Annotated in this window: 17 protein-coding genes; 8 read left to right on the top strand and 9 right to left on the bottom strand. The window is 74.4% G+C overall.

From position 1 onward, the window contains the following. Window positions 1–2,759: penicillin acylase family protein (locus IE330_RS25185; RefSeq protein ID WP_190138399.1), on the top strand; the 2,759-nt coding region annotated here is incomplete at its 5' end. A 71-nt stretch (window positions 2,760–2,830) separates the two neighbouring features. On the opposite strand, the gene IE330_RS25180 is transcribed toward IE330_RS25185, so the two are convergent. After that, complete coding sequence (locus IE330_RS25180) at window positions 2,831–4,102, bottom strand: serine-threonine protein kinase (RefSeq protein WP_190138398.1); 1,272 nt, start codon at window positions 4,100–4,102, stop codon at window positions 2,831–2,833. Window positions 4,103–4,232: 130 nt separating this feature from the next. Further along, the gene (locus tag IE330_RS25175; protein WP_190138397.1) at window positions 4,233–5,609 is read right to left on the bottom strand and encodes an erythromycin esterase family protein; all 1,377 of its coding nucleotides are present in this window, start codon (window positions 5,607–5,609) and stop codon (window positions 4,233–4,235) included. A 237-nt stretch (window positions 5,610–5,846) separates the two neighbouring features. Here IE330_RS25175 and IE330_RS25170 point away from each other — a divergent pair, with 237 nt between their 5' ends. Together IE330_RS25170 and IE330_RS25165 are read left to right on the top strand one after the other, a co-directional pair. Then, complete coding sequence (locus IE330_RS25170; protein WP_190138396.1) at window positions 5,847–6,614, top strand: SDR family NAD(P)-dependent oxidoreductase; 768 nt, start codon at window positions 5,847–5,849, stop codon at window positions 6,612–6,614. Between the two features lie 160 nt (window positions 6,615–6,774). Beyond that, the gene (locus IE330_RS25165) at window positions 6,775–7,368 is read left to right on the top strand and encodes a TetR/AcrR family transcriptional regulator (protein WP_190138395.1); all 594 of its coding nucleotides are present in this window, start codon (window positions 6,775–6,777) and stop codon (window positions 7,366–7,368) included. Between the two features lie 122 nt (window positions 7,369–7,490). On the opposite strand, the gene IE330_RS25160 is transcribed toward IE330_RS25165, so the two are convergent. The 3 genes from IE330_RS25160 to IE330_RS25150 form a co-directional block, all read right to left on the bottom strand. Next, window positions 7,491–8,705, bottom strand: a complete 1,215-nt coding sequence (locus IE330_RS25160) for an acyl-CoA dehydrogenase family protein (RefSeq protein WP_190138394.1) — start codon at window positions 8,703–8,705, stop codon at window positions 7,491–7,493. 8 nt (window positions 8,706–8,713) lie between these two features. Further along, window positions 8,714–9,748: a phosphotransferase family protein gene (locus IE330_RS25155; RefSeq protein WP_190138393.1), complete on the bottom strand. Its 1,035-nt coding sequence runs from the start codon at window positions 9,746–9,748 to the stop codon at window positions 8,714–8,716. A gap of 202 nt (window positions 9,749–9,950) precedes the next feature. After that, window positions 9,951–10,247, bottom strand: coding sequence for a hypothetical protein (locus IE330_RS25150; protein ID WP_190138392.1), 297 nt, complete (start codon window positions 10,245–10,247; stop codon window positions 9,951–9,953). Between the two features lie 121 nt (window positions 10,248–10,368). Between IE330_RS25150 and IE330_RS25145 the strand changes: the two genes are divergently transcribed. After that, a complete protein-coding gene (locus IE330_RS25145) occupies window positions 10,369–11,304 on the top strand; it encodes an NADP-dependent oxidoreductase (protein ID WP_190138391.1) in 936 nt (311 codons plus the stop codon). Window positions 11,305–11,442: 138 nt separating this feature from the next. On the opposite strand, the gene IE330_RS25140 is transcribed toward IE330_RS25145, so the two are convergent. The 3 genes from IE330_RS25140 to IE330_RS25130 are packed head-to-tail and all read right to left on the bottom strand — an operon-like array spanning window position 11,443 to window position 12,832. Continuing rightward, a complete protein-coding gene (locus IE330_RS25140) occupies window positions 11,443–11,802 on the bottom strand; it encodes a DUF202 domain-containing protein (RefSeq protein ID WP_190138390.1) in 360 nt (119 codons plus the stop codon). Next, window positions 11,799–12,191 carry a YidH family protein gene (locus IE330_RS25135; protein WP_190138389.1) on the bottom strand — a complete coding sequence of 131 codons (393 nt, stop codon included), beginning with the start codon at window positions 12,189–12,191 and terminating at the stop codon, window positions 11,799–11,801. The genes IE330_RS25140 and IE330_RS25135 overlap by 4 nt, the downstream gene beginning before the upstream one ends. Before the next feature lie 35 nt (window positions 12,192–12,226). Beyond that, window positions 12,227–12,832, bottom strand: coding sequence for an NUDIX hydrolase (locus tag IE330_RS25130; protein WP_190138388.1), 606 nt, complete (start codon window positions 12,830–12,832; stop codon window positions 12,227–12,229). A gap of 196 nt (window positions 12,833–13,028) precedes the next feature. Here IE330_RS25130 and IE330_RS25125 point away from each other — a divergent pair, with 196 nt between their 5' ends. From IE330_RS25125 to IE330_RS25115, 3 genes are all read left to right on the top strand, one after another. Continuing rightward, window positions 13,029–14,684, top strand: coding sequence for an FAD-binding dehydrogenase (locus IE330_RS25125; protein WP_190138387.1), 1,656 nt, complete (start codon window positions 13,029–13,031; stop codon window positions 14,682–14,684). Between the two features lie 239 nt (window positions 14,685–14,923). Continuing rightward, on the top strand, window positions 14,924–15,895 hold the full coding sequence (locus IE330_RS25120) for a hypothetical protein (protein ID WP_190138386.1): 972 nt from the start codon (window positions 14,924–14,926) through the stop codon (window positions 15,893–15,895). A gap of 270 nt (window positions 15,896–16,165) precedes the next feature. Continuing rightward, on the top strand, window positions 16,166–17,773 hold the full coding sequence (locus tag IE330_RS25115; RefSeq protein ID WP_190138385.1) for an APC family permease: 1,608 nt from the start codon (window positions 16,166–16,168) through the stop codon (window positions 17,771–17,773). Between the two features lie 2,352 nt (window positions 17,774–20,125). Here IE330_RS25115 and IE330_RS25110 read toward each other — a convergent pair. Then, the gene (locus IE330_RS25110; RefSeq protein ID WP_190138384.1) at window positions 20,126–21,532 is read right to left on the bottom strand and encodes a GntP family permease; all 1,407 of its coding nucleotides are present in this window, start codon (window positions 21,530–21,532) and stop codon (window positions 20,126–20,128) included. Window positions 21,533–21,541: 9 nt separating this feature from the next. Here IE330_RS25110 and IE330_RS39200 point away from each other — a divergent pair. Further along, window positions 21,542–21,766: hypothetical protein (locus IE330_RS39200; protein ID WP_229925903.1), on the top strand; the 225-nt coding region annotated here is incomplete at its 3' end.

Here is a 21,766-nt window from a genome sequence, read left to right as displayed (position 1 = left end):
GGCAGGCCCCACCGCCGACCGCCCCCGCGCGGCCCGCCGCGGAGCCGCCACCCGCCCCCGACCACTGCGGCGGCCGGTGCGCCGACATCCTGCCGCCCGGCACCAACGGCGGCGCCACCCTCGCCGAGATCCTCAGCCACCGCCTGCTCGGCACCCGGCCCGCCCACGCGGACGACCAGGTGGGCCCCTATGACGCCCTCGCCACCGGCCACCCCTCGCTCACCGACGACAAGCTCGGCGCGTTCTTCGGCGACGCCTCCTTCGGCGTCGCCCCGGACCAGGTCGCCTCCGTCACCCGGCCGCGCGCCGACGTGACGATCACCCGGGACAAGAAGTACGGCGTCCCGCACGTCCAGGGCACCACCCGCTACGGCACCGAGTTCGGCGCGGGCTACGCGGCGGGCCAGGACCGGCTGTGGCTCATCGACCTGTTCCGGCACGTCGGCCGCGGGCAGCTCACCCCGTTCGCGGGCGGCGCCCCGGCCAACCAGGGCCTGGAGCAGCAGTTCTGGCCGCAGGCCCCGTACACCGAGCAGGACCTGGAGCGGCAGGTCGCGTACATCAGGGACACCCAGGGGGAGCGCGGCCGGCAGGCCATGGCGGACGCCCAGGCGTACGTCGACGGCCTCAACGCCTACCGCGAGAAGGCCAAGGACAGCCGTACCTTCCCCGGCGAGTACGTGCTCACCGGCAAGATCGACGCGATCACCAACGTGGGCGAGATCGAGCCCTTCAAGGTCACCGACATGATCGCCCTGGCCTCCGTGGTCGGGGGCCTGTTCGGCAACGGCGGCGGCGGAGAGGTCGAGTCCGCCCTCTCGCTGCTCGCCGCGCAGCAGGAGTACGGCGTCGAGAAGGGCACCGAGGTCTGGGAGCGGTTCCGCGCCCGCAACGACCCCGAGACGGTGCAGACCCTCCACGACGGCAGCCGCTTCCCGTACGCGGGCAGGCCGGAGCACGCGCGCGGCACCGCGCTGCCCGACCCGGGGTCGGTCCGGCGCGAGCAACTGGTGTACGACCGCGAGGGCGGCGCGCGGACCCCGGCCAAGGACCCCGTCAAGGCACCGGAGAAGCTGGAGCCCCTGCGGGGCCTGCACGACGACGGGGTGCTGCCCGCCGACCTGTTCGGCAAGGCCGCCGCCGGGCGCAAGGGCATGTCCAACGCCCTCCTGGTCTCCGGGAAGCACACCGCGAGCGGCCACCCCGTCGCCGTGTTCGGCCCGCAGACCGGCTACTTCGCGCCGCAGTTGCTGATGCAGCAGGAGCTCCAGGGGCCCGGCATCAGCGCGCGCGGGGTGTCGTTCGCGGGCGTCGGCATGTACGTCCAGCTCGGCCGGGGCCAGGACTACGCCTGGTCGGCGACCTCCGCGACCCAGGACATCACCGACACGTACGCCGTGGAGCTGTGCGAACCCGGCGGCGGCACCCCCACCAGGCAGTCGGCGCACTACCGCTACCGGGGCGCCTGCACCCCCATGGAGAAGCTGGAGCGCAGGAACGCCTGGAAGCCGTCGCTCGCCGACTCCACGGCCGCGGGCTCCTACCGCATGCAGGTGTTCCGCACCAAGTACGGCGTCGTCACCCACCGCGCGACGGTCGGCGGGACACCCGTCGCGTACGTCTCGCTGCGCTCCACCTACCGCCACGAGGCCGACTCGATCATCGGCTTCCAGATGCTGAACGACCCCTCGTACGTCAAGGACGCCGCGACCTTCCAGAAGGCGGCACGGCACATCTCCTACGCCTTCAACTGGTTCTACGCCGACGCCCGCGACATCGCGTACTACAACAGCGGCGCCAACCCCGAGCGCGCCCCGGACGTCGACCCCGACTTCCCCGTCCGGGCCGAACCGGCCTACGAGTGGCGGGACTTCGACCCGGCGGACAACACCTCCGCGCAGACGCCCCCGGCCGCGCACCCGCAGTCGGTCAACCAGGACTACTACATCTCCTGGAACAACAAGCAGGCCACCGACTACTCCTCCGGCGGCTTCGGCATGAGCGCCGTGCACCGCGGCGACCTGCTCGACGACCGGGTCAGGAAGCTCGTCGCGGACGGCGGTGTCACCCGGGCCTCGCTCACCCGCGCCATGGCCGAGGCGGCCGTCACCGACCTGCGCGGCGAACAGGTCCTGCCCGGACTCCTGGAGGTCATCCGCACCGAGGACGTCGACGACCCCGCCCTGGCGCGGGCCGTGGAGCTGCTGGAGGCCTGGCGCGAGGCCGGGGCCCGGCGCGTGGAGACCGCACGGGGCTCGCACGTGTACACCCACCCCGACGCCGTCCGGCTCATGGACGCCTGGTGGCCGAGGCTCGTCGAGGCCGCCTTCAGGCCCGGGCTCGGGGCGGACCTGTACGCGGCGCTGACCGCGCAGCTCGGCGTCGACGAGCCGCCCTCGGCGGGGCACGGGCCGACCGGCGCGCACGCCGGGTCCGCGTTCCAGTACGGCTGGTGGGGATACGTCGACAAGGACCTGCGCACCGTGCTCGGGCGGCCCGCCGAGGGCTGGAGCCGCACCGCGTACTGCGGCGGCGGCTCGCGCGACGCCTGCCGTGACGCGCTCCTCGCCACCCTGAAGCAGGCGGCGGCCGCCCCGGCGTCCGAGGTCTACCCCGGCGACGGCACCTGCGCGGCGGGCGACCAGTGGTGCGCGGACGCGGTGCTGCACCGTCCGGTCGGCGGCATCACGCACCGCGCGATCCAGTGGCAGAACCGGCCGACGTACCAGCAGGTGGTGGAGTTCCCCCGGCACCGTTGAGCCCGGGCCCCGGTGGACCCCGGCCCCGCGGGGTGCTCAGGCCCCGGTGAGCCCCGGCCCGGCGGGGGTGCTCAGGCCCCGGCGATCCGCCCGGCGGCACAGACGACCCGCGCCAGCTCCGCGTGGCAGATGTCGCTGTGCGCGCCGCTGGGCGGGCCGCCGCGCCGGACCACCGCGGCGGCGTCCACGCTGACGCAGCCGCGCCGGGGCAGGGCGGCGGCGAGCCGTACGCGGGCGGCGCCGCCCACGGCCTTGATCCCGTCGAAGCCGACGGCGCCCCACCGCTCCCACAGACCCCAGAAGCTCGCGGAGTCCCCGGCGAGCTTGGAGGCGAGCGGGTACAGCTTGCCGAGGGCGTCGTCGTGGCGGGAGAAGCAGGCGACGAGCGGCCCGTCGACGCGCGCGGGCACCCCGCGCAGGGCGCCGCCGCGCGACCGGTCGTGCGGCAGCCGCTCGCTGAACGCGTAGTGCGAGAACGCCCCTTGCAGCAGCGTCACCGACGCCACGCAGCCCGCGCCCGCGGGCAGCCCGCGCACCGCGTACGCCACGAGCCGGGCGCCGAAGCTGTGCCCGACCAGGTGCACCCGCAGCCCGGGCACGTCGGCCGCGAGCAGCCCGAGCGCCGGGCCGAGGCCGAGCTGGCCGACGGTGCCCGCGCGGCGCTTCATCGTGTAGTACGAGGCCTGCCGCAGCAGCTCCCTGGCGCCGTGCCACAGGCGGTCCCGCAGCCCGCCGAGGAGCTCGGGGTGGCCGGTGCCCTCCAGCGCGGCGACGAGCACCTCGCAGACCTCGACCGCGTCGTCGGTGAGCATCGCGGGCTCGCCCGCGCCGGTGTCGTCGGCGAACTCGTGCAGGGGGCTCGTCTCGCGCACGGCCACCAGGTCCCGGACGTGCCGTGCGAACTCGTCCACGCGGGAGCGGACCGCGGACCGCTCCTCGAGCAGCCGCGCGAGGCGGTCCAGCCGGTCCGCCTGGCCGGGACCCGGGAAGATACGGGCGAGCAGGTGCCGCGTCGCCTCGTCCAGGGCGGGTGAGGCGACGGGCGGCCCGGCGTCCGCGGCCACGGACGGCTCGAAGTCCGGGATGCGCTCCCGCGGGAAGCGCATCGCGGGCCACAGCACCCCGGCGTAGCCGAGGCGTACGTCCGGGCCCGCGAGGCGGGCGAACGGCGCGAAGAACCGCCCGTGCAGGCGGCGGGCGAGCGCCTGGTCGTTGTTCCAGCCGTGCGCGAACACCAGCAGGTCGGTGATCCCCGCGTCCTCCGCCCCGGAGAGCAACTGGTCGCGCTGCGCGGGGTGGACGTCGCCGTCGGCGTCGAAGGTCAGGTCCCAGTAGGGTTCCACGCCCGCATCGTCCCGCCGCGCGCGGCCCCTGGCCAGATCCGTGGCGGGACGGCGCAGGGCTCACGACCCGTGGTGCACGGCGCGCGGCGCGCGGTGCACAGCGCACGGCGCGCGGCGCACGGCGCGTGCCTCACGGTCGCTGCCGGTGCGCCGCCGTGACGTCGTGCAGGTGGATCAGCACGTCGTGCGAGGGCCCGAGCGCGACGCGGTACGGCCCGTCCGGCCAGCCCGCGCCGATCGTGTACGTCGGCCGGGCCGTGCGCAGCCAGGCGCGGGCGGGCTTCGGGGCCGTGCGCAGGTCGACGTAGAAGTCCTCGTGGCGGACCCGGTCGAGGGTGTACTCGTTCATGTCCCGCGTCGCCGGGGGCACCGAGAACGACTTCCAGGGCGTCCCGCCGTCCGGCATCGCCAGGAACGCGCCCCGCTCGAAGGTGAAACCGACGCTCACGTACTTCGCCCCGAGCCGGTCGCGCAGGAAGGCGCCCTGCATCTTCGGGTAGCGCGGGTCGTACGAGGCGTACGCGACGTGGGAGTTGTGCGCGGAGAGCAGCACCTTCGTGCCCGTGTACCGCTGCCACCAGGCGGTGTTCTGAGCCATCAGCCGGTCGCGGTAGAGCATGGCCCGCCGGTCCCCGTCGGGCGTGTGCAGCGCGAAGGAGTAGAGCGTCGCCGTCTGCCGGATCGACCGGGCGTGCTGCAGGGCCCACGCGAACTGCCGCTGGCCATGGTGCGGCCGCCGCTCCGCCAGCAGCCGGTACGCCGTGCGTGCCTGGCGCGCCAGGCGCTCGCGCTCCGCCCGCGGCCGGCCCATGTGCGCGTCGCCGTCCGCCAGGCGCCGCAGCGGCGCGTACAGCTCCGTGATCCGCGGCAGCAGGTCCGGCTCGTGGCGCCGTACGTAGTCCGTGACGCCGTCGAAGACCTCCCGGCCGGTCCCGGGGTAGTTCAGGTCGTTGCCCATGAAGCGCAGCGGCCGGTGCGGGTGCCGGTCGTTGTGGGCCCGCATCCAGGTCAGCAGCGCCACGTACTCCTCGGTGTCCCACGGCGTCTTCGCCAGCTCGCGGTGGACGAGCGCGCGCACGTCGCCCGGCCCGCCGCGCACATAGGCGTCGAAGCGCAGCCCGGTGGTCCAGCTCACCTCCTGGGCGAAGGTGGTGAAGCCCTTCTCCTCGACCAGGTGGCGGAAGACCCGGTGCTTCATCGTGAAGAACTCGTGCGACCCGTGCGTGGCCTCGCCCAGACCCACCACCGTGGCGTCGCCCGCCATCGCCGCCAGCGGCCGCAGGTCCGCCGTGGCGCCCCCCGGCGCGGTGGAGCGCAGCGGGTGCGCGACGCGCTCCAGCGCCCGCACCGGGCCGTCAGCACGGTTCGCCGCGTGGTTCGCCGCGTGGTCCGCCGCACGGTTCGCCGCGTGGGCGGCCTCCGGGGCGAGAAGGGCCCCGGCCGCGGCCACCAGCAGCGGGACCGCGGCGCGCCGCCCCCTCCGTGCCGCCCTCACCCGTCGTGCCATGTCCGATCACTCCTCACCTCGTGGCGGTACGCGCTGCTCGCGCCGAGGATCACGATCCCGGCGCGGGCACGCCCGTCACCAGCCGGAAGGCACCCGGACCGGCAGGGGGGCGCACGCCCCGAGAGGGCTACCGGTTTACCGGTAGGCGCCCTTCCACGGCTCCATACCGACCGGTTAGTCTGTTGGCGCTGCGTGCCGTGCGGCACGGTCACCGAGGCCGAAGAGGAGAGATCGTCCGTGGAGAGCTTGCGCGACAAGTCCGTCGTCGTCACCGGCGCCGGAGACGGGATCGGGGCCGCGCTGGCCCGCCGCTTCGCCGCGGCCGGCGCCCGGGTCGCCGTCAACGACCTGGACGCCGCCAAGGCCGCGGCCGTCGCCGAGGAGGTCGGCGGGCTCGCCGTGCCGGGGGACGCCCGCGACGTGGTGCCCGACGCGCTGGCCGCGCTCGGCGGCACGGTCGACGTGTACTGCGCCAACGCGGGCGTGCCCGCGCCCGGCACGGAGGCCGCCGACGAGGAGGTGTGGACCGGCGCCTGGGAGGTCAACGTCATGGCGCACGTACGGGCCGCGCGGGCGCTGCTGCCCAGCTGGCTGGAGCGCGGCGAGGGCCGCTTCGTGTCCACGGTGTCCGCCGCCGGGCTGCTCACCATGGTGGGCGCCGCGCCGTACAGCGTCACCAAGCACGGCGCCTACGCCTTCGCCGAGTGGCTCTCCCTCACCTACCGCCACCGGGGCGTCTCGGTGCACGCCGTCTGCCCCCAGGGCGTGCGCACCGACATGCTCACCGCCGCCGGGTCCGCGGGCGAACTCGTCCTCGCGCCCACCGCGATCGAGCCGGAGGACGTCGCCGACGCGCTGTTCGCCGGCATGGCCGAGGACCGCTTCCTGATCCTGCCGCACCCGGAGGCCGCCGTGTTCTACGAGCGGCGGGCCGCCGCCCCCGACGAGTGGCTCACCAGCATGAACCACATCCAGCAGAAGTGGGAGGCGACGCGGCTCCCGTAGCCGGCGGGTGGGAAGATCCTCCGGCGGGATCCGCGTTGTCACCGGGGACCGGGCGCACGACCCGGAGCACCCGTGCACCCGGAGAACCCCGCACACCCGGGGCACCCCGTACAACTGGAGCACCCCGTACGACGGGACGACGAAAGGCAGGTGGCGGCCAGTGGCCAGGACGACGGACGGGGACGGTACGCCCGTCCCGCAGCGGCTGCTCGCCGCCGCCACCCGGCTCTTCGCCGACCGCGGCTACGACCGCACGTCCGTGCAGGAGATCGTGGAGGCGGCCGGCGTCACCAAGGGCGCGCTCTACCACTACTTCGGCTCCAAGGACGACCTGCTGCACGAGGTGTACGCGCGCATGCTGCGGGTCCAGCAGGAGCGGCTCGACGCGTTCGCGGACGCGGACGCGCCGGTGGAGCGGCGGCTGCGGGACGCGGCGGCCGACGTCGTCGTCACCACCATCGCCAACCTCGACGACGCCGCCATCTTCTTCCGGTCCATGCACCACCTCAGCCCCGAGAAGCTCAAGCAGGTGCGGGCCGAGCGGCGCCGCTACCACGAGCGCTTCCGCGCCCTGGTCGAGGAGGGCCAGGAGGCGGGCGTCTTCTCCTCGGCGACCCCCGCGGACCTGGTGGTGGACTACCACTTCGGCTCCGTCCACCACCTCTCCACCTGGTACCGCCCCGACGGCCCCCTGACCCCCCGCCAGGTCGCGGACCACCTCGCGGACCTGCTGCTCCGGGCGCTGCGGCCGTGAGGCGGGCCCCGTAGGGCCTCGCTGTGGGCAATCGTTCCGCGGGGCGGGACGGGTGGGCACAGCCCGAGGTGCCGCCCCGCGGGGAACCAGGGCAGCACGAGGGAGACCGGCCCGGCCCGCAGCTAGGCGAACCGTTTGAGCTCCCGCCGCGCCAGCGACCGTTGGTGCACCTCATCGGGCCCGTCGGCCAGCCGCAGCGTCCGCGCCGCCGCCCACAGCTCCGCCAGCGGGAAGTCCTGGCTCACCCCGCCCGCCCCGTGGACCTGCACGGCGCGGTCCAGGATGTCCACCACCGCCCGCGGCGTGGCGATCTTGATGGCCTGGATCTCCGTGTGGGCGCCCTTGTTGCCCACGGTGTCCATCAGCCAGGCCGTCTTCAGGACGAGCAGCCGGAGCTGCTCGACCGTGACGCGCGCGTCGGCGATCCACTGCTGGACCACGCCCTGCGCGGCCAGCGGCTTGCCGAAGGCCGTGCGGTGCACGGCCCGTTCGCACATCAGGTCGATGGCGCGCTCGGCCATGCCGATGAGCCGCATGCAGTGGTGGATGCGGCCGGGTCCGAGCCGCGCCTGGGCGATGGCGAAGCCGCCGCCCTCCTCGCCGACGAGGTTCTCCACGGGTACGCGGGCCTCGTCGAGGACGACCTCCGCGTGGCCCCCGTGGTAGTGGTCCTCGTACCCGTACACCGTCATGGCGCGGCGCACCTCGACGCCGGGGGTGTCGCGCGGTACCAGGACCATCGACTGCTGGCGGCGGACGTCCGGGCCGTCCGGGTCGGTCTTGCCCATGACGATGAAGACCCGGCAGTCGGGGTTCATCGCCCCGGAGATGTACCACTTGCGGCCGGTGATGACGTACGAGTCGCCCTCGCGCCGGATGTGCGTGGTGATGTTGGTGGCGTCCGAGGAGGCCACGTCCGGCTCGGTCATGGCGAACGCCGAGCGGATCTCGCCCGCGAGCAGCGGCCGCAGCCACCGCTTCCGCTGCTCCTCGGTGCCGAACTGCGCCAGCACCTCCATGTTGCCGGTGTCCGGGGCCGCGCAGTTGAGCGCCGTGGGCGCCAACTGCGGGCTGCGGCCGCTGATCTCGGCCAGCGGCGCGTACTGGAGGTTCGTCAGGCCGGCGCCGTGCTCGGTGTCCGGCAGGAACAGGTTCCACAGGCCCTGGCGGCGGGCCTCGGCCTTCAGCTCCTCCACCACGGCGGGGGTGTCCCAGGGCGACGCCAGGGCGGCGCGCTGTTCGTGGGCGGTCCGCTCGGCCGGGTAGACGTGCTCGTCCATGAAGGCCAGCAGCCTGCCGCGCAGCTCCTCGGTGCGGGCGTCGAACGCGAAGTCCATGGGTCCGGTCAGCCTTCCTGGAGGGTGGTGAGGCCGTGCTCGATGAACAGGGGCACCAGCTCGCCGATGCGGTCGAAGCCCGCGCCGACCGTCTGCCCCAGGGTGTAGCGGTAGTGGATGCCCTCCAGGATCACGGCGAGCTTGAACCACGCGAACGCCGTGTACCAGGAGACGGCGGACACGTCCCGCCCCGAGCGGGCGGCGTACCGCTCGACCAGCTCGGCCGGGTCCGGGTGGCCCGGGGCGCCCGCCGTGGTGCTGACGGGGGAGTCGGGCACCTCCAGGCGCACGCTGTACATCGCCAGCAGCCCCAGGTCCGTCAGCGGGTCGCCGAGCGTCGACATCTCCCAGTCGAGGACGGCCGCGATGCGGTCGGTGCCGTCCGAGGAGTCGATGAGGACGTTGTCCAGGCGGAAGTCGCCGTGCACGACGGCGGGCGCGGGCGATGCGGGCAGCGTCCGGCCGAGCGCCGCGTGCAGCTCGTCGATGCCGGGCAGCTCGCGCCCGCGCGAGGCCGCGAGCTGCTTGCCCCAGCGGCGCAACTGCCGGTCGAGGAACCCCTCGGGCCGCCCGAAGTCCGCAAGGCCCACCTCCCGGGGGTCCACGGCGTGCAGGTCCACGAGCGCGTCGACGAGCCCGAGCACCACGGCCCGGGTCCGCTCGGGCCCGAGCGGCAGGAGCTGCTCCGCCGTGCGGTAGGGCGTGCCCGCCACGAACTCCATGACGTAGAACGGCGCCCCGAGGACCGACTCGTCCTCGCACAGCAGCACCGGACGCGGCACCGGCACCGCCGTCGGGTGCAGCGCGCTGATCACCCGGTGCTCGCGCCGCATGTCGTGCGCGGTGGCCAGCACATGGCCCAGCGGCGGACGCCGTACCACCCACCGGGTATCGCCGTCCGTGACGGTGTACGTGAGGTTCGACCGGCCGCCCTCGACCAGGCGGGCCGTGAGCGGGCCCGGGCCGAGCAGCCCCGGGCGCGCGCGGTCCAGGTGGTCGCGCAGCCGGTCGAGGTCGAGGCCGGGCGGATGGTCAGCGCTCATGGGCGGATCGCTCCTGATCGTGGGCGGACGGACGGACGGGCGGGCGGGCGGGCGGTGAACGGCGGACGGTGCGTCGGCGTTCATGATGCCGACCAGTCGGTATGTCGTCCAGAGGGGGGTGCCCGAACGTGATCAGGATCGCGGTGGCCGCGGGGGCCGCGGCGGCCCGGTGGCTGCGAGGGAGCGGGCGGGGTTCAGCGGGTCAGTGGTCGTCCCAGTGGCCGTCGTGGGCCGCGTGCCGGTGGCCGTCGTGCAGGTAGTCGACGTGGTCGCCGTGCGGTACGGAGTCGTGGCCGCAGTCCCGGCCGTGCGCGTGGCCGTGGCCGTCGTGCGCCACGTGCCCGCCCTGCTCGCACTCGTCGTAGTGCCCGGCGTGGGCGCGGTGCAGATGGCCGTCGTGCGCGTAGTCGACGTGGTCGCCGTGCGGGACCGGGGTGTGCCCGCAGGCGGGGCCGTGCTCGTGGTCGTGCGCGGTGTGTTCCTGGTGGAGGGTGGTCATGGGGTAACACCTCCCAGGGGGTGTGTGACTCTCTCAGGCTAGCCCTCGGTGCCCGCGGGCTCCCGCTGTGACAGCTTGGCCGGTAGTGCCGCGACGGCGTGAGGCGACGTGAGGCGAGCCCATGAAAGCGATCAGCTACAAGGCGTACGGCGGACCCGAGGTCCTGGAGTACGGCGAGGTGCCCGACCCGAAGGTCGGCCCGGACAGCGTCCTGGTCAAGGTGCGGGCCGCGGCCGTCAACCCCGTCGACTACAAGTGCCGCCAGGGGCACCTCGACGGCATCCTGGACGCCGTCTTCCCGGTGATCCCCGGCTGGGACGTGGCGGGCGTGGTGGTCCAGCCCGGCGTCGCCGTCCCCGAGTTCACCGTGGGCGACGAGGTCATCGGCTACGTACGCGAGGACTTCCTGGCGCGCGGCACGTTCGCCGAGTACGTGGCGGCCCCGGTGCGCACCCTGGCCCGCAAGCCGCGCAACCTCGGCTTCGAGGAGGCCGCGGCCCTGCCGCTGGCCGGGCTCACCGCCTACCAGGTCGTGCGCGGGGCCCTCGGCGTGGGGGAGGGCGACGTCGTCCTGGTGCACGCGGCCGCCGGCGGTGTCGGCTCCTTCGCCGTCCAGCTCGCCCGGCACGCGGGCGCCCGCGTCATCGGCACCGCGGGCGAGCACAACCACGCCTACCTGCGGGAGCTGGGCGCCGAGCCCGTCCGCTACGGCGACGGCCTCGCCGACCGGGTGCGCGCCCTCGCCCCGGACGGCGTCGACGCCGCGTTCGACACCATCGGCGGCGACACGCTGCGCCTGTCCGCGGCCCTGCTCGCCCCCGGCGGGCGCCTGGCCTCGGTCGCCGACGGCTCCGTGCTCGGCCTCGGCGGCCGCTACTGCTTCGTCCGCCCGGACGCCGACGACCTGCGCCACCTGTCCGAACTCGCCGAGCAGGGCGTCGTCACCGTCCACGTGGACGCGACGTTCCCGCTGGAGCAGGCGGCGGAGGCGCACCGCCGCAGCGAGGAGGGGCGCACCCGCGGAAAGATCGTGGTGACCGTCGACTGGGACGGCTAGGCCGGGGCGGCCGCATCTCGGGGGGTGCTTGTCCTGGCAGGGGGCCGGAGCGGTGGCACCGGCCTGGCCGGTCCGGCCGCCCGGTCCACCGCGGCCCGGCCCGGGACGCCCGGGCCCGCACGTCCGGGCCCGGGCCGCTCACACCACCGCGGCCACCCCGCACAGTGCCAGCGCCGCCGTGCACAGGGCCGCCACCGCCGCGACGCCAGGGGCCAGCGTGCGCGGGCGGGGAGCCGTCAGCGTCGTGATCCTGCGGTGCGCCACCAGCAGGAAGCCGAGCCAGCACGCCAGGCACAGCGCACCCGCGACCGCGCCCGCCGCGCAGAGGCCCTCGTGCAGCGCCGACCGCACGGCGAGCACCGTGGCGACCGTGCACGCCAGCGTCGTACGCCGCCACGCCAGCCGGGTGCGCTCCGGCTGGAGCCCCGGGTCCCGCGCGGCGTCGGCCCGCTCCGGCCGGGGCCCCGTGCCCCGCGCCGCGCCGCGCGGCCCCCTCACCGCTCCCACCCGAACAGCACCACCGCCGCCATCGCCAGCGCGACGAGCGCCACCTCGAGGCCCAGCAGCGCCGGGAAGCGCGACACGGGCAGGTCCTCACCGCGCCGCATGGCCAGCTCGCAGCGCGCCCAGCGGCCGCCTGCCCGCAGCGCGCAGAGCACCCCGGCCCCGAGCAGCGCGAGCGCGAGCCCGGCGCGGGCGGCCCAGCGCAGGTCCGGCAGGAACTGGTCCACCGCGAAGCCGCCGCCGACCAGCGCGAGCGCGGTCCGCAGCCAGGCGAGGAAGGTGCGCTCGTTGGCCAGCGAGAAGCGGTAGTCCGGGGTGTCGCCCTCCGCCCGCAGCCGGGCAGGGCTGAACCACAGCCGCAGGCTCTGCACGAAGTTGCTCACCGTCGCACCCTAGGCGCCGGGGCCCATCAAGCCGCTCACCGCCCCGCGCCGCTGTCCGCGCCACCGTCCGCGCCGCCGGACGGACCGTCTCCCGCGCCGCTGTCCGCGCCGCCGTCCGCCGCGCGGAACGCCCGCAGCCGCCGGTACGCCTCCAGGCCGTCCGGCACCCACTCCCACTCCCCGGCCCTGCGCGCCAGCTCCGCGTCCGTGAGGAAGTCGTACCAGGCGACCTCCTCCACCTGCGGCCGCACCGGCAGCTCGCAGCGGACCTCGTACAGATAGGACCACCAGGTGCGGCCCGCGCCGTCGTCGAACAGGAACGTGAACAGCGGCACGGGCCGGGGGAGCCGCTCGACGCCCAGCTCCTCCTGGGCCTCGCGCAGGGCGGCGTCGTCGTAGGACTCGCCCGCGCCGACGACCCCGCCGACGAACATGTCGTACAGCGACGGGAAGACGAGCTTCGTGGCGGTGCGGCGGTGCACGAACACGCGCCCCGCGGCGTCCCGGGCCTCGATGAAGACGCACCGGTGGCGCAGCCCGCGGGCGTACACCTCACCGCGCGGGGCCTCGCCGACGACGCGGTCGTGCTCGTCGACGACGGGCAGCAGCTCGTCCGCCGGATTCGTGGTGTCAGCACTCATACGGGCCATCCTGTCAGGCGGTGCGAACCGGCGACCGGACCGGGCCGGGCCGGGCCCCGGGCGAGCCCCGCGGCGCCGCCGGTACCAGGGGCGCCCCGGGGGCCGTCGGCGCCGACCCACCCCCTCCCCCTGGTTGACGCGGGCCCCCGCGCTCTCCAGGATCTGACCCACCAGTAACCCGGGAGAGGAAGCCGTCATGGCCTACGACGCGGACGTCATCGTGATCGGTGCGGGACTCGCCGGACTCACCGCCACCGCCGAACTGCTGCGCGCGGGCCGCCGGGTGATCCTCGTCGACCAGGAGCCCGAGCAGTCCCTGGGCGGGCAGGCCCACTGGTCCTTCGGCGGCCTGTTCTTCGTCGACTCGCCCGAACAGCGCCGCATGCGCATCAAGGACCACCGCGAACTCGCCCTCCAGGACTGGCTGGGCACGGCCGCCTTCGACCGCGAGGAGGACCACTGGCCGCGGCAGTGGGCCACGGCGTACGTGGACTTCGCGGCGGGCGAGAAGCGCGCCTGGCTGCACGGCCTCGGCGTCCGGTTCTTCCCGGTGGTCGGCTGGGCCGAGCGCGGTGGGTACGACGCCCAGGGCCACGGCAACTCCGTGCCGCGCTTCCACATCACCTGGGGCACCGGGCCGGGCCTGCTCGCGCCGTTCGTGCGGGCGGTGCGCGAGGGCGCCGCCCGCGGCCTCGTGCAATTGAGGTTCCGCCACCGGGTCACCGGGCTCGCCCGCACCGGCGGCGTGGTCGACACCGTGACCGGGGAGGTCCTGGAGCCCTCCGGCGTCGAGCGCGGCAGGGCGAGCAGCCGTGAGGTCACCGGCTCCTTCGAGTTCCGCGCCCAGGCCGTGATCGTCACCTCCGGCGGCATCGGCGGCAACCACGACCTCGTCCGCGCCAACTGGCCCGCTCGTCTCGGCAGCCCGCCCGCGAAGCTGCTCTCCGGAGTGCCCGCGCACGTCGACGGCCTGATGCTCGGCATCACCGAGCGCGCGGGCGGGCACCTCATCAACCGCGACCGCATGTGGCACTACACCGAGGGCATCGAGAACTGGAACCCGATCTGGGCCCGGCACGGCATCCGCATCCTGCCCGGCCCGTCCTCGCTCTGGCTGGACGCGCGCGGCAACCGCCTGCCCGTCCCGCTGTTCCCGGGCTTCGACACCCTCGGCACGCTCAGCCACATCATGAGCACCGGCTACGACCACACGTGGTTCGTGCTCAACCGGCGCATCATCGGCAAGGAGTTCACCCTCTCCGGCTCCGAGCAGAACCCCGACCTGACGGGCAGGTCCGTGCGCGGAGTCATTGAGCGCGCGCGGGCCGACGTGCCCGGGCCGGTGCGGGCCTTCATGGACCATGGCGTCGACTTCGTGGTCGAGAAGGACCTCGGCGCCCTGGTGCGCGGCATGAACGCGCTCACCAAGGAACCCCTCATCGACGAGGCGGCCCTGCATCGGACGCTCGCCGCCCGCGACCGCGAGATCGTCAACGCCTACACCAAGGACCTCCAGGTCACCGCCATCCGCGGCGCGCGCAGGTTCGTCGGCGACCGGCTGATCCGCTCCGTCGCGCCGCACCGGATGCTCGACCCCGCGGCGGGCCCCCTCGTCGCCGTACGCCTGAACATCCTCACGCGCAAGACCCTCGGCGGCCTGGAGACCGACCTGGACTCACGGGTCCTCCAGGAGGGCGGCGAACCGCTGCCCGGCGTCTACGCGGCGGGCGAGGCGGCCGGGTTCGGCGGCGGCGGGGTGCACGGCTACCGCTCCCTGGAGGGCACCTTCCTCGGCGGCTGCCTCTTCTCGGGGCGCGCGGCGGGCCGTGCGGCGGCCAGGTCCGTGGGCTAGAACCCGCCCGGCGACTTCACGCGACGGGCCCGCCCCGCGGACGGGCCCGGCACCGCGAGGGGCGCGCGACGCCGCTGGTGAACCGCGGTGCCCCGCCGTAAACGGTGGAGGAGTGCCGCAGGTTGTGTGGGAGGTGTGTCAAGACGCGGGAGGCGCCCGGGCCTTGACGTGGAGCGCTGCCTACCGGTTGGCTGTGCGTGATCGCCTGCCCACCTACCGCGTCTGGGAGGACGCCCGCGGTGTCCCCACCCCCACCCCTCGGTCGCTCTCGCAAACGTTCGGCCCACGTCTTCGACGCCGCTCTTGACGACGCCGAACTCGTCGTCGCGCGCGCCGCGTTGGCGCAGGGGCGCTGGGGCGAGGTGCGCGAGCTGCTCGCCGCCACCGGCGACGACTGGGACCGGCGCGGCCACCGCTGCGACGTCCTCGCCCGCGAGCCCACGACCACCGCCTGGGCCCGTGACTGGCGCCTCGCGGAACCGGAGAGCGCCGACGCCGTCGTGCTGCTCGCCTTCGCCGCCGTACACGGCGCGCTGCGAGGCAAGGGCCGCTCCGAGAAGGCCCGCACCGCCTGCCGCGAGGCCGCGGCGCGCGTCCCCGCCGACCCCACGCCGTGGCTCGCGCTGCTGCTCCTGGAGCGTTCGCTGGGCCACGAGGAGGACGTCGTACGCCTCTTCGACGAGGTCAGGCACCGGCACCCCGAGCACCACCACGCCCACCACCTGATGGTCGCCCGGCTCGCCGAGCGGCGCCCCGGCGCGGGCCAGGACCCGCTGCACGAGGTGTACGACTTCGCGTCCTGGGCGGCGGAACAGGCCCCCGACCACTCGCCCCTCGCGCTGCTCCCGGTCGTCGCGCACGCCGAGCGCTACCGCGTCCTCGCCACCGCGGGCAGCGAGAGCCGGGACCCGGTCGCCTCCGGCCACTGGACCAGCCGCCGCGCCCGGCAGGTGATGAAGGCGTCCTTCGACTGGTGGCTCGCCTGGGAGACCCCGGGCGGCGCCCCCGCGGGCACGGCCCACCCGCGCGCCTTCGTCGACCTCAACTACCTGGCGCACGCCACGTACTGCGGGGGCCGGACGGCCGAGGCCGCGGCGCTGTTCCACCGCATCGGCCGCCACCAGACCGAGGCGCCCTGGTCGTACCCGGACCGCGACGCGTACGAGGCGTACACGGCCGCACGCGCGATCACGCTGGGCACGGCGGACTGACCGGCCCGGGGCCCGGCACCGCCCGGCCCCGCCCGGCCCCGCCCGGCCCCGCAAGACGGCAGCACGGCAGCACCGAAGAAGTCAGCCGGACGGCAAGCGTCCGTACAACAGCACAACAGCACAACACCACAGGCCACACAGGCCACACAGTCCATGCAGGCCACGCAGGCCACGCACCACACCGAACACCACGCACCAGCACCAGCACCAGACGCAAGCACCAGACACCAGACCGACCGACCCACGACCAGCGGAGAGGACAACCGCGCCATGGCGACGGGCAGTTCGAACGCGAGCGCAAGCAGATCCGGGCAGCACGCCGGAACGGGGACCGGGGCCCACGGCAGGCCCGCCCCCGAACGCGGCGGCATCAGCACCTACATGGGCCAGGAGCGGGCGCTGCGCGCGGGCCGCCTGGGCACGGCGGGGCTGCTGCTCTCCGTGCTCGCCGCCACCGGCCCGCTGATGGTGGTCGCCGGGGTCATGCCGACCACGTACGGCGTGATGGGCGTGGTGGGCCAGCCGCTGCTGTTCCTCGCCCTGGGCGTCGTGCTCGCGCTGTTCAGCTTCGGCTACGCGGAGATGAGCCGCCACGTCCACAACGCCGGGGCGTTCTACGCGTACATCTCGCGCGGGCTCGGCGGCACCGCGGGCGCGGGCGCCTCCGCCGTCGCGCTGGTCGCCTACAGCGCGCTCCAGGCGGGCCTGTACGGGATGCTCGGCTTCGAGGTGTCCGGGCTGCTCGACAAGTACGCGCACGTCACCGTGGACTGGTGGATACCCGCGCTCGTCACCGTCGCGCTCGTCGCCGTGCTCGGCTGGCTGAAGATCGACCTGAACGCGCGGGTGCTCGGCGTGCTGCTCCTGGTGGAGGTGGCGCTGGTCGTCATCTTCGACGTGGCCGCGCTGGCCGACCCGTCCCCCGAGGGCCTGTCCCTGCACGCCTTCAACCCCGACACCCTGACCGGCGCGGGCGTCGCCACGTCGCTGTGCTTCTGCATCGCCGCGTTCACGGGCTTCGAGCAGGCGCCGGTGTACGCGGAGGAGACCAGCAGGCCGCAGGTCGTGGTCGCGCGGGTGATGTTCTTCGCCGTGGGGTTCGTCGCGGTCTTCTTCGCGCTAAGCTCCTGGGCCCTCACGGTCGCGACCGGCCCCTCGGGCATCGTGCCCGCCGCCCGCGAACAGAGTGCGGGCCTGCTCTTCGGACTGACGGAGTCGCGCCTGGGCGGCACCTTCACCGACGTGCTGCACGTCCTCTTCGTGACCGGCATGTTCGCGGCGGTCCTGAGCTTCCACAACGTGGTCGCGCGGTACGCCTTCGCGATGGGCCGCGAGGGCCTGCTGCCGGCCGCCTTCGGCCGGACCAACAGCGCGAGCGGGGCGCCCGGTACGGGGTCGCTGCTGCAGACCGTGGTCGCGGCCGTGGTGGTGGTGGGCTTCGCCGTCGCCGACGACCGCCCGGCGGGCGACCCGACCGCTCCTGTACTCCACCTCTTCACCTGGGGCGGCAACGTGGGCGCGCTCGGGGTGCTGCTGCTGATGGCCGCGGCGTCCGTGGCGGTCATCGTGTTCTTCGTACGCCGAGGCGCGGCGCGGGCGCAGGCGTGGCGCATCGCGGCGTCCGGCCTCGCGGCGGTCGCGCTGCTGGTCATCGCGGGTTACACCGTCAAGGACTTCGACATCCTCGTCGGCGCGGCACCCGGGTCGGCCCTGCCGTGGGTGCTGCCGGGGATCATCGGGGCGGCGGCGGTGGCGGGGCTGGTGCACGGTGCCGTCATGCGGGTACGCAGGCCGTCCGCCCACGCCCGCATCGGCCTGGGCAACGAGGCCTTCCAACTGGAGAAGGCAGCCGCGACCACCCCGCCTCGCGAGTCCTGACCCCACCGCTTCCCGGCGCGCCGACCCCTGCGAGGCCTGACGCCTCACCGGCTCCGGCGGCGTGGCTGCTTTGCCGTCCGGCTCGGGCACATGCTGCGGGGCACCGCGCCCGGGCCGGGCCGGGCCGGAGGCGTGGCTGCTTTGCCGTCCGGCTCGGGCACATGCTGCGGGGCACCGTGAGTTGGCCGGGCGCGGCGGCGTGGCTGCTTTGGCGTCTGGCTCGGGCACACCGCGCAGAGCACCGCGCCGTGGCCGGGCCTGGCCCACCCAGCTCCGCCGCCGCCGGGCGCTGGACCGCAGTGGTGTGAACCTCGGTGTTCCGGCCGGGGCCTGCTCCCACCCACCCGCCCCCACCGTGCCTATGGACGACGCAGGTGCACGGCGCGGGGGTCGGGGCGCGCGGTCTCGGTTGGGCGGGAGTGGGGCGCCGGCTCGCAGACCGCCAGGCCGGGCTCGTGTCCGGCTCCACCTGGCTTCGCTGCTGCCGGATGCTGGGCCCCAGGGGCGTCGGCCGGGCCTGCTCCCACCCACCCGTCCCAGCGCGCAGGTGCACGGTGCAGGTGTACGGCGTGAGGACGGGGTCGCAGGGGCTCGGTCGGTAGTACGCGCGGGCCAGTTGGGCGCGGGCCTGCGAGCCGCTGGGCCGGGGTCGTGTCCGGCCTCACCCGGCTTCGCTGCAGCCGGATGCTGGACCGCATGAGCGTCGGCCAGGCCTGCTCCCACCCACCCGCCCCTCATTACGCTGACGGGCTCGTCCTCAAACGCCGGATGGACTTGTGGCGCTTGGCGCGCCCATGAGGGGCGCACGTACGAGCCGTAAGGTCGGGGCCGCACGGTCCCGGTTGGGTAGTACGGGTGGGCGGGTGGGTGACATCCGCCGCAACCGCCGGGCCACTTGGGCGACAACCCCCGAACCGTCAGGCCGGGTGCGTGTTCCGCCTTACCCGGGGTTTCGCTGCCCCCAGGGGCTGGTCCGCAGGGGTGTCGGCCGGGCCTGCCTGGCTTCTCCGCTGCCTGATGCTGGACCGCATGGGCGTCGGCCAGGCCTGCTCCCGCCTACCCGCTCCTCATCGCGCTTTCGGGCTCGTCCACAAACGTCGGATGGGCTTGTGGCGCCTGGCGCGCCCACGAGGGGCGCACGTACAAGCCATAAGGCCGTGGCCGCACGGTCCCGGTTGGGTTGTACGGGTGGGTGGCATTCGCCGTGAAGCGACGGGCCAGTTGGGCGAAGCCGTTAGGCCGGGCGCGTGTCCGGCCCTACCCGGTTTCGCTGGCGCCTGGGGCTGGTCCGCAGGGGTGTCGGCCGGGCCTGCCCCCACCCACCCGCTCCCTCATAGCGCTGGCGGGCTCGTCCGCAAACGTTGGATGGGCTTGTGGCGCCTGGCGCGCCCACGAGGGGCGCACGTACAAGCCGTAAGGGCGGGGCCGCACGATCCAGGTTGAGCAGTGCGGGTGGGCGGGTGGGTGACATCCGCCGCAACCGGCGGGTCAGTTGAGCCCCCGGAACCGTCAGGCCGGGTGCGTGTTCGGTCCTACCCGGTTTCGCTGCCGCCAGGGGCTGGCCCGAGGGGTGTCGGCCGGGCCTGTCCCCACCCACCTGCTCCCTCATCGCGCTGGCGGGCTCGTCCTCAAACGCCGGACGGGCTTGTGGCGCCTGGCGCGCCCACGTACGGGCCGTAAGGTCGGGGCCGCACGGTTTCGGTTGGTAGTACGGGTGGGCGGGTGGGTGACATCCGCCGCAAACGGCGGGCCATTTGGGCGACGACCCCCGAGCCGTCAGGCCGGGTGCGTGTTCGGCTCCACCCGGCTTCGCCGGATGGTGGGCCGCATGGGTGTCGGCCGGGCTTGCCCCCACTCACCCGCCCCCACCGCGCTGACGCGGCCCGCCGCGCCATGAACGACGCACGTACAAGCCGGGAGGTCGGGGCCGCACGGTCCCGGTTGGGTAGTACGGGTGGGCGGGTGGGTGGCATTTGCCGTGAAGCGGCGGGCCAGATGGGCGTCAACCCCCGAGCCGTCAGGCTGGGCTCGGGTCCCGCCCACCCGGCTTCGCCGCTGCCGGGACCTGGGCCGCAGGGGGGGGGCCAGACCTGCCCGCCTATGAACGACGTACGTACAAGCCGCCAGGCCGGGGCCGCACGGCCTCGGTCGGGCAGTACGGGTGGGCGGGTGGGTGACACCCGCCGCGAAGCGGCGGGCCAGCCGGACGACGGCCCGCAAGCCGCCAGGCCGGACCCGGACGAACCCGGTGAGCCGGAACGGGTGGGCGGGCGGGCGGGTGGGCACAACCCGCCGCGAAGCGGCAGCGAACCACCCCGGGCAGGGCACCCCCCCAAAGCCGCCGCCGAAGAACTACAGCACCAGCGACAACAGCAGCACGAACCCCAGAGCCACCACGGAAACGATCGTCTCCATCACGGACCACGTCTTCACCGTCTGCCCGACATCCAGCCCGAAGTACTCCTTCACCAGCCAGAACCCGGCATCGTTCACATGGCTGAAGAACAGCGACCCGGCCCCGATGGCAAGGACGAGAAGGGCCACGTGCGACGTGGACATGTCCGCCGCGAGCGGCGCCACCAGCCCCGCCGCCGAGATCGTCGCCACCGTGGCCGACCCCGTGGCGAGCCGGATCGCGACGGCGATGAGCCAGGCGAGCAGCAGCGCGGGGATGGACCAGTCCTCGGAGAAGTCGAGGATCATCTGCCCCACGCCGACGTCGATGAGCGTCTGCTTGAAACCGCCGCCGGCGCCCACGATCATCAGGACGCCCGCGATGGGGGCGAGGGACTTCTCGACGGTCGTCGACAGCCGCTCCTTGGTGAACCCCGCGGCCCGCCCCAGCGTGAACATGCCCACGATCACGGCCGCGAGCAGCGCCACCAGCGGCGCCCCGACCACGTCGAAGACCCGCTGGACGGTGGCCTCGGGGTCGTCCACCACGATGTCGACGAGCGCCTTGGCGAGCATCAGGACCACCGGCAGCAGCACGGTGGCGACGGTCGCCCCGAAGCCGGGCCGCCTCTCCAGCTCGTCGGTGGCGCGCTGCGGGATCATCTTCTCCGGCGGGGCGACGTCCACCCACCGCGCGGCCACCCGCGAGAACAGCGGCCCGGCCACGATCACGGTCGGGACGGCGACGAGCACACCGAGTGCAAGCGTGACGCCCAGGTTGGCCTTGACGGCGTCGATCGCTACGAGCGGCCCCGGGTGCGGCGGGATGAGGCCGTGCATGACGGAGAGCCCGGCGAGCGCGGGGATGCCGATCCGCATCAGGGAGTAGTTGCCGCGCTTGGCGACCATCAGGACGACCGGGATCAGCAGCACGATGCCGACCTCGAAGAACAGCGGCAGTCCGATCACGGAGGCGATGAGGACCATCGCCCACGGCATGGCGCGCCCGCCGGAACCCCCGGCCTTGGCCAGGATCGTGTCGACGATCTGGTCGGCGCCGCCGGAGTCGGCGAGCAGCTTGCCGAGGATGGCGCCGAGGGCGATGAGCACGCCCACGCCCGCCACGGTCGAGCCGAGTCCGGTGGTGAAGCTGCTGATGGCCTTGTCGAGCGGGGCCCCGGCGAAGGCGCCGAGGGCCAGCGAGCCGATGGTCAGCGCCAGGAAGGCGTGGACCTTGAACTTCGTGATGAGCAGGACGATGACGGCGATGCCCGCGAGAACGGCGATGCCGAGCTGGGCATGGCCCGCCGAGGTGATCGGTTCGACGGGGTCCGCTGCCAGCATCTCGACGCTGAGACTGGTCACGGTGGTTCCTTGTACGAGTGGGCGTACGCCGACGTGAGGGCGTACGTACGCGAGGAGGGGAGGAAAAAGGAGGGAAACGACGCAGGGAAGGGGAGAAAGGGGAGAGAAGGGCAGAAAGGGAAGCAACGCCGCAGGGAAGGCGCAGGCACCAGCGCATCCGGAACGACGAGGCCGGAACGACGAGGCCGGAACGACGAGGCCGGAACGACGAGGCCGGAACGACGAGGCCGGAAC

Origin of the sequence: Streptomyces longispororuber (genome assembly GCF_014656095.1) — a bacterium.
GTDB classification, from domain to species: domain Bacteria; phylum Actinomycetota; class Actinomycetes; order Streptomycetales; family Streptomycetaceae; genus Streptomyces; species Streptomyces longispororuber.
The sequence above is the reverse complement of the archived record's forward strand: the minus strand, read 5'-3'. Positions and strand labels throughout refer to the sequence as shown.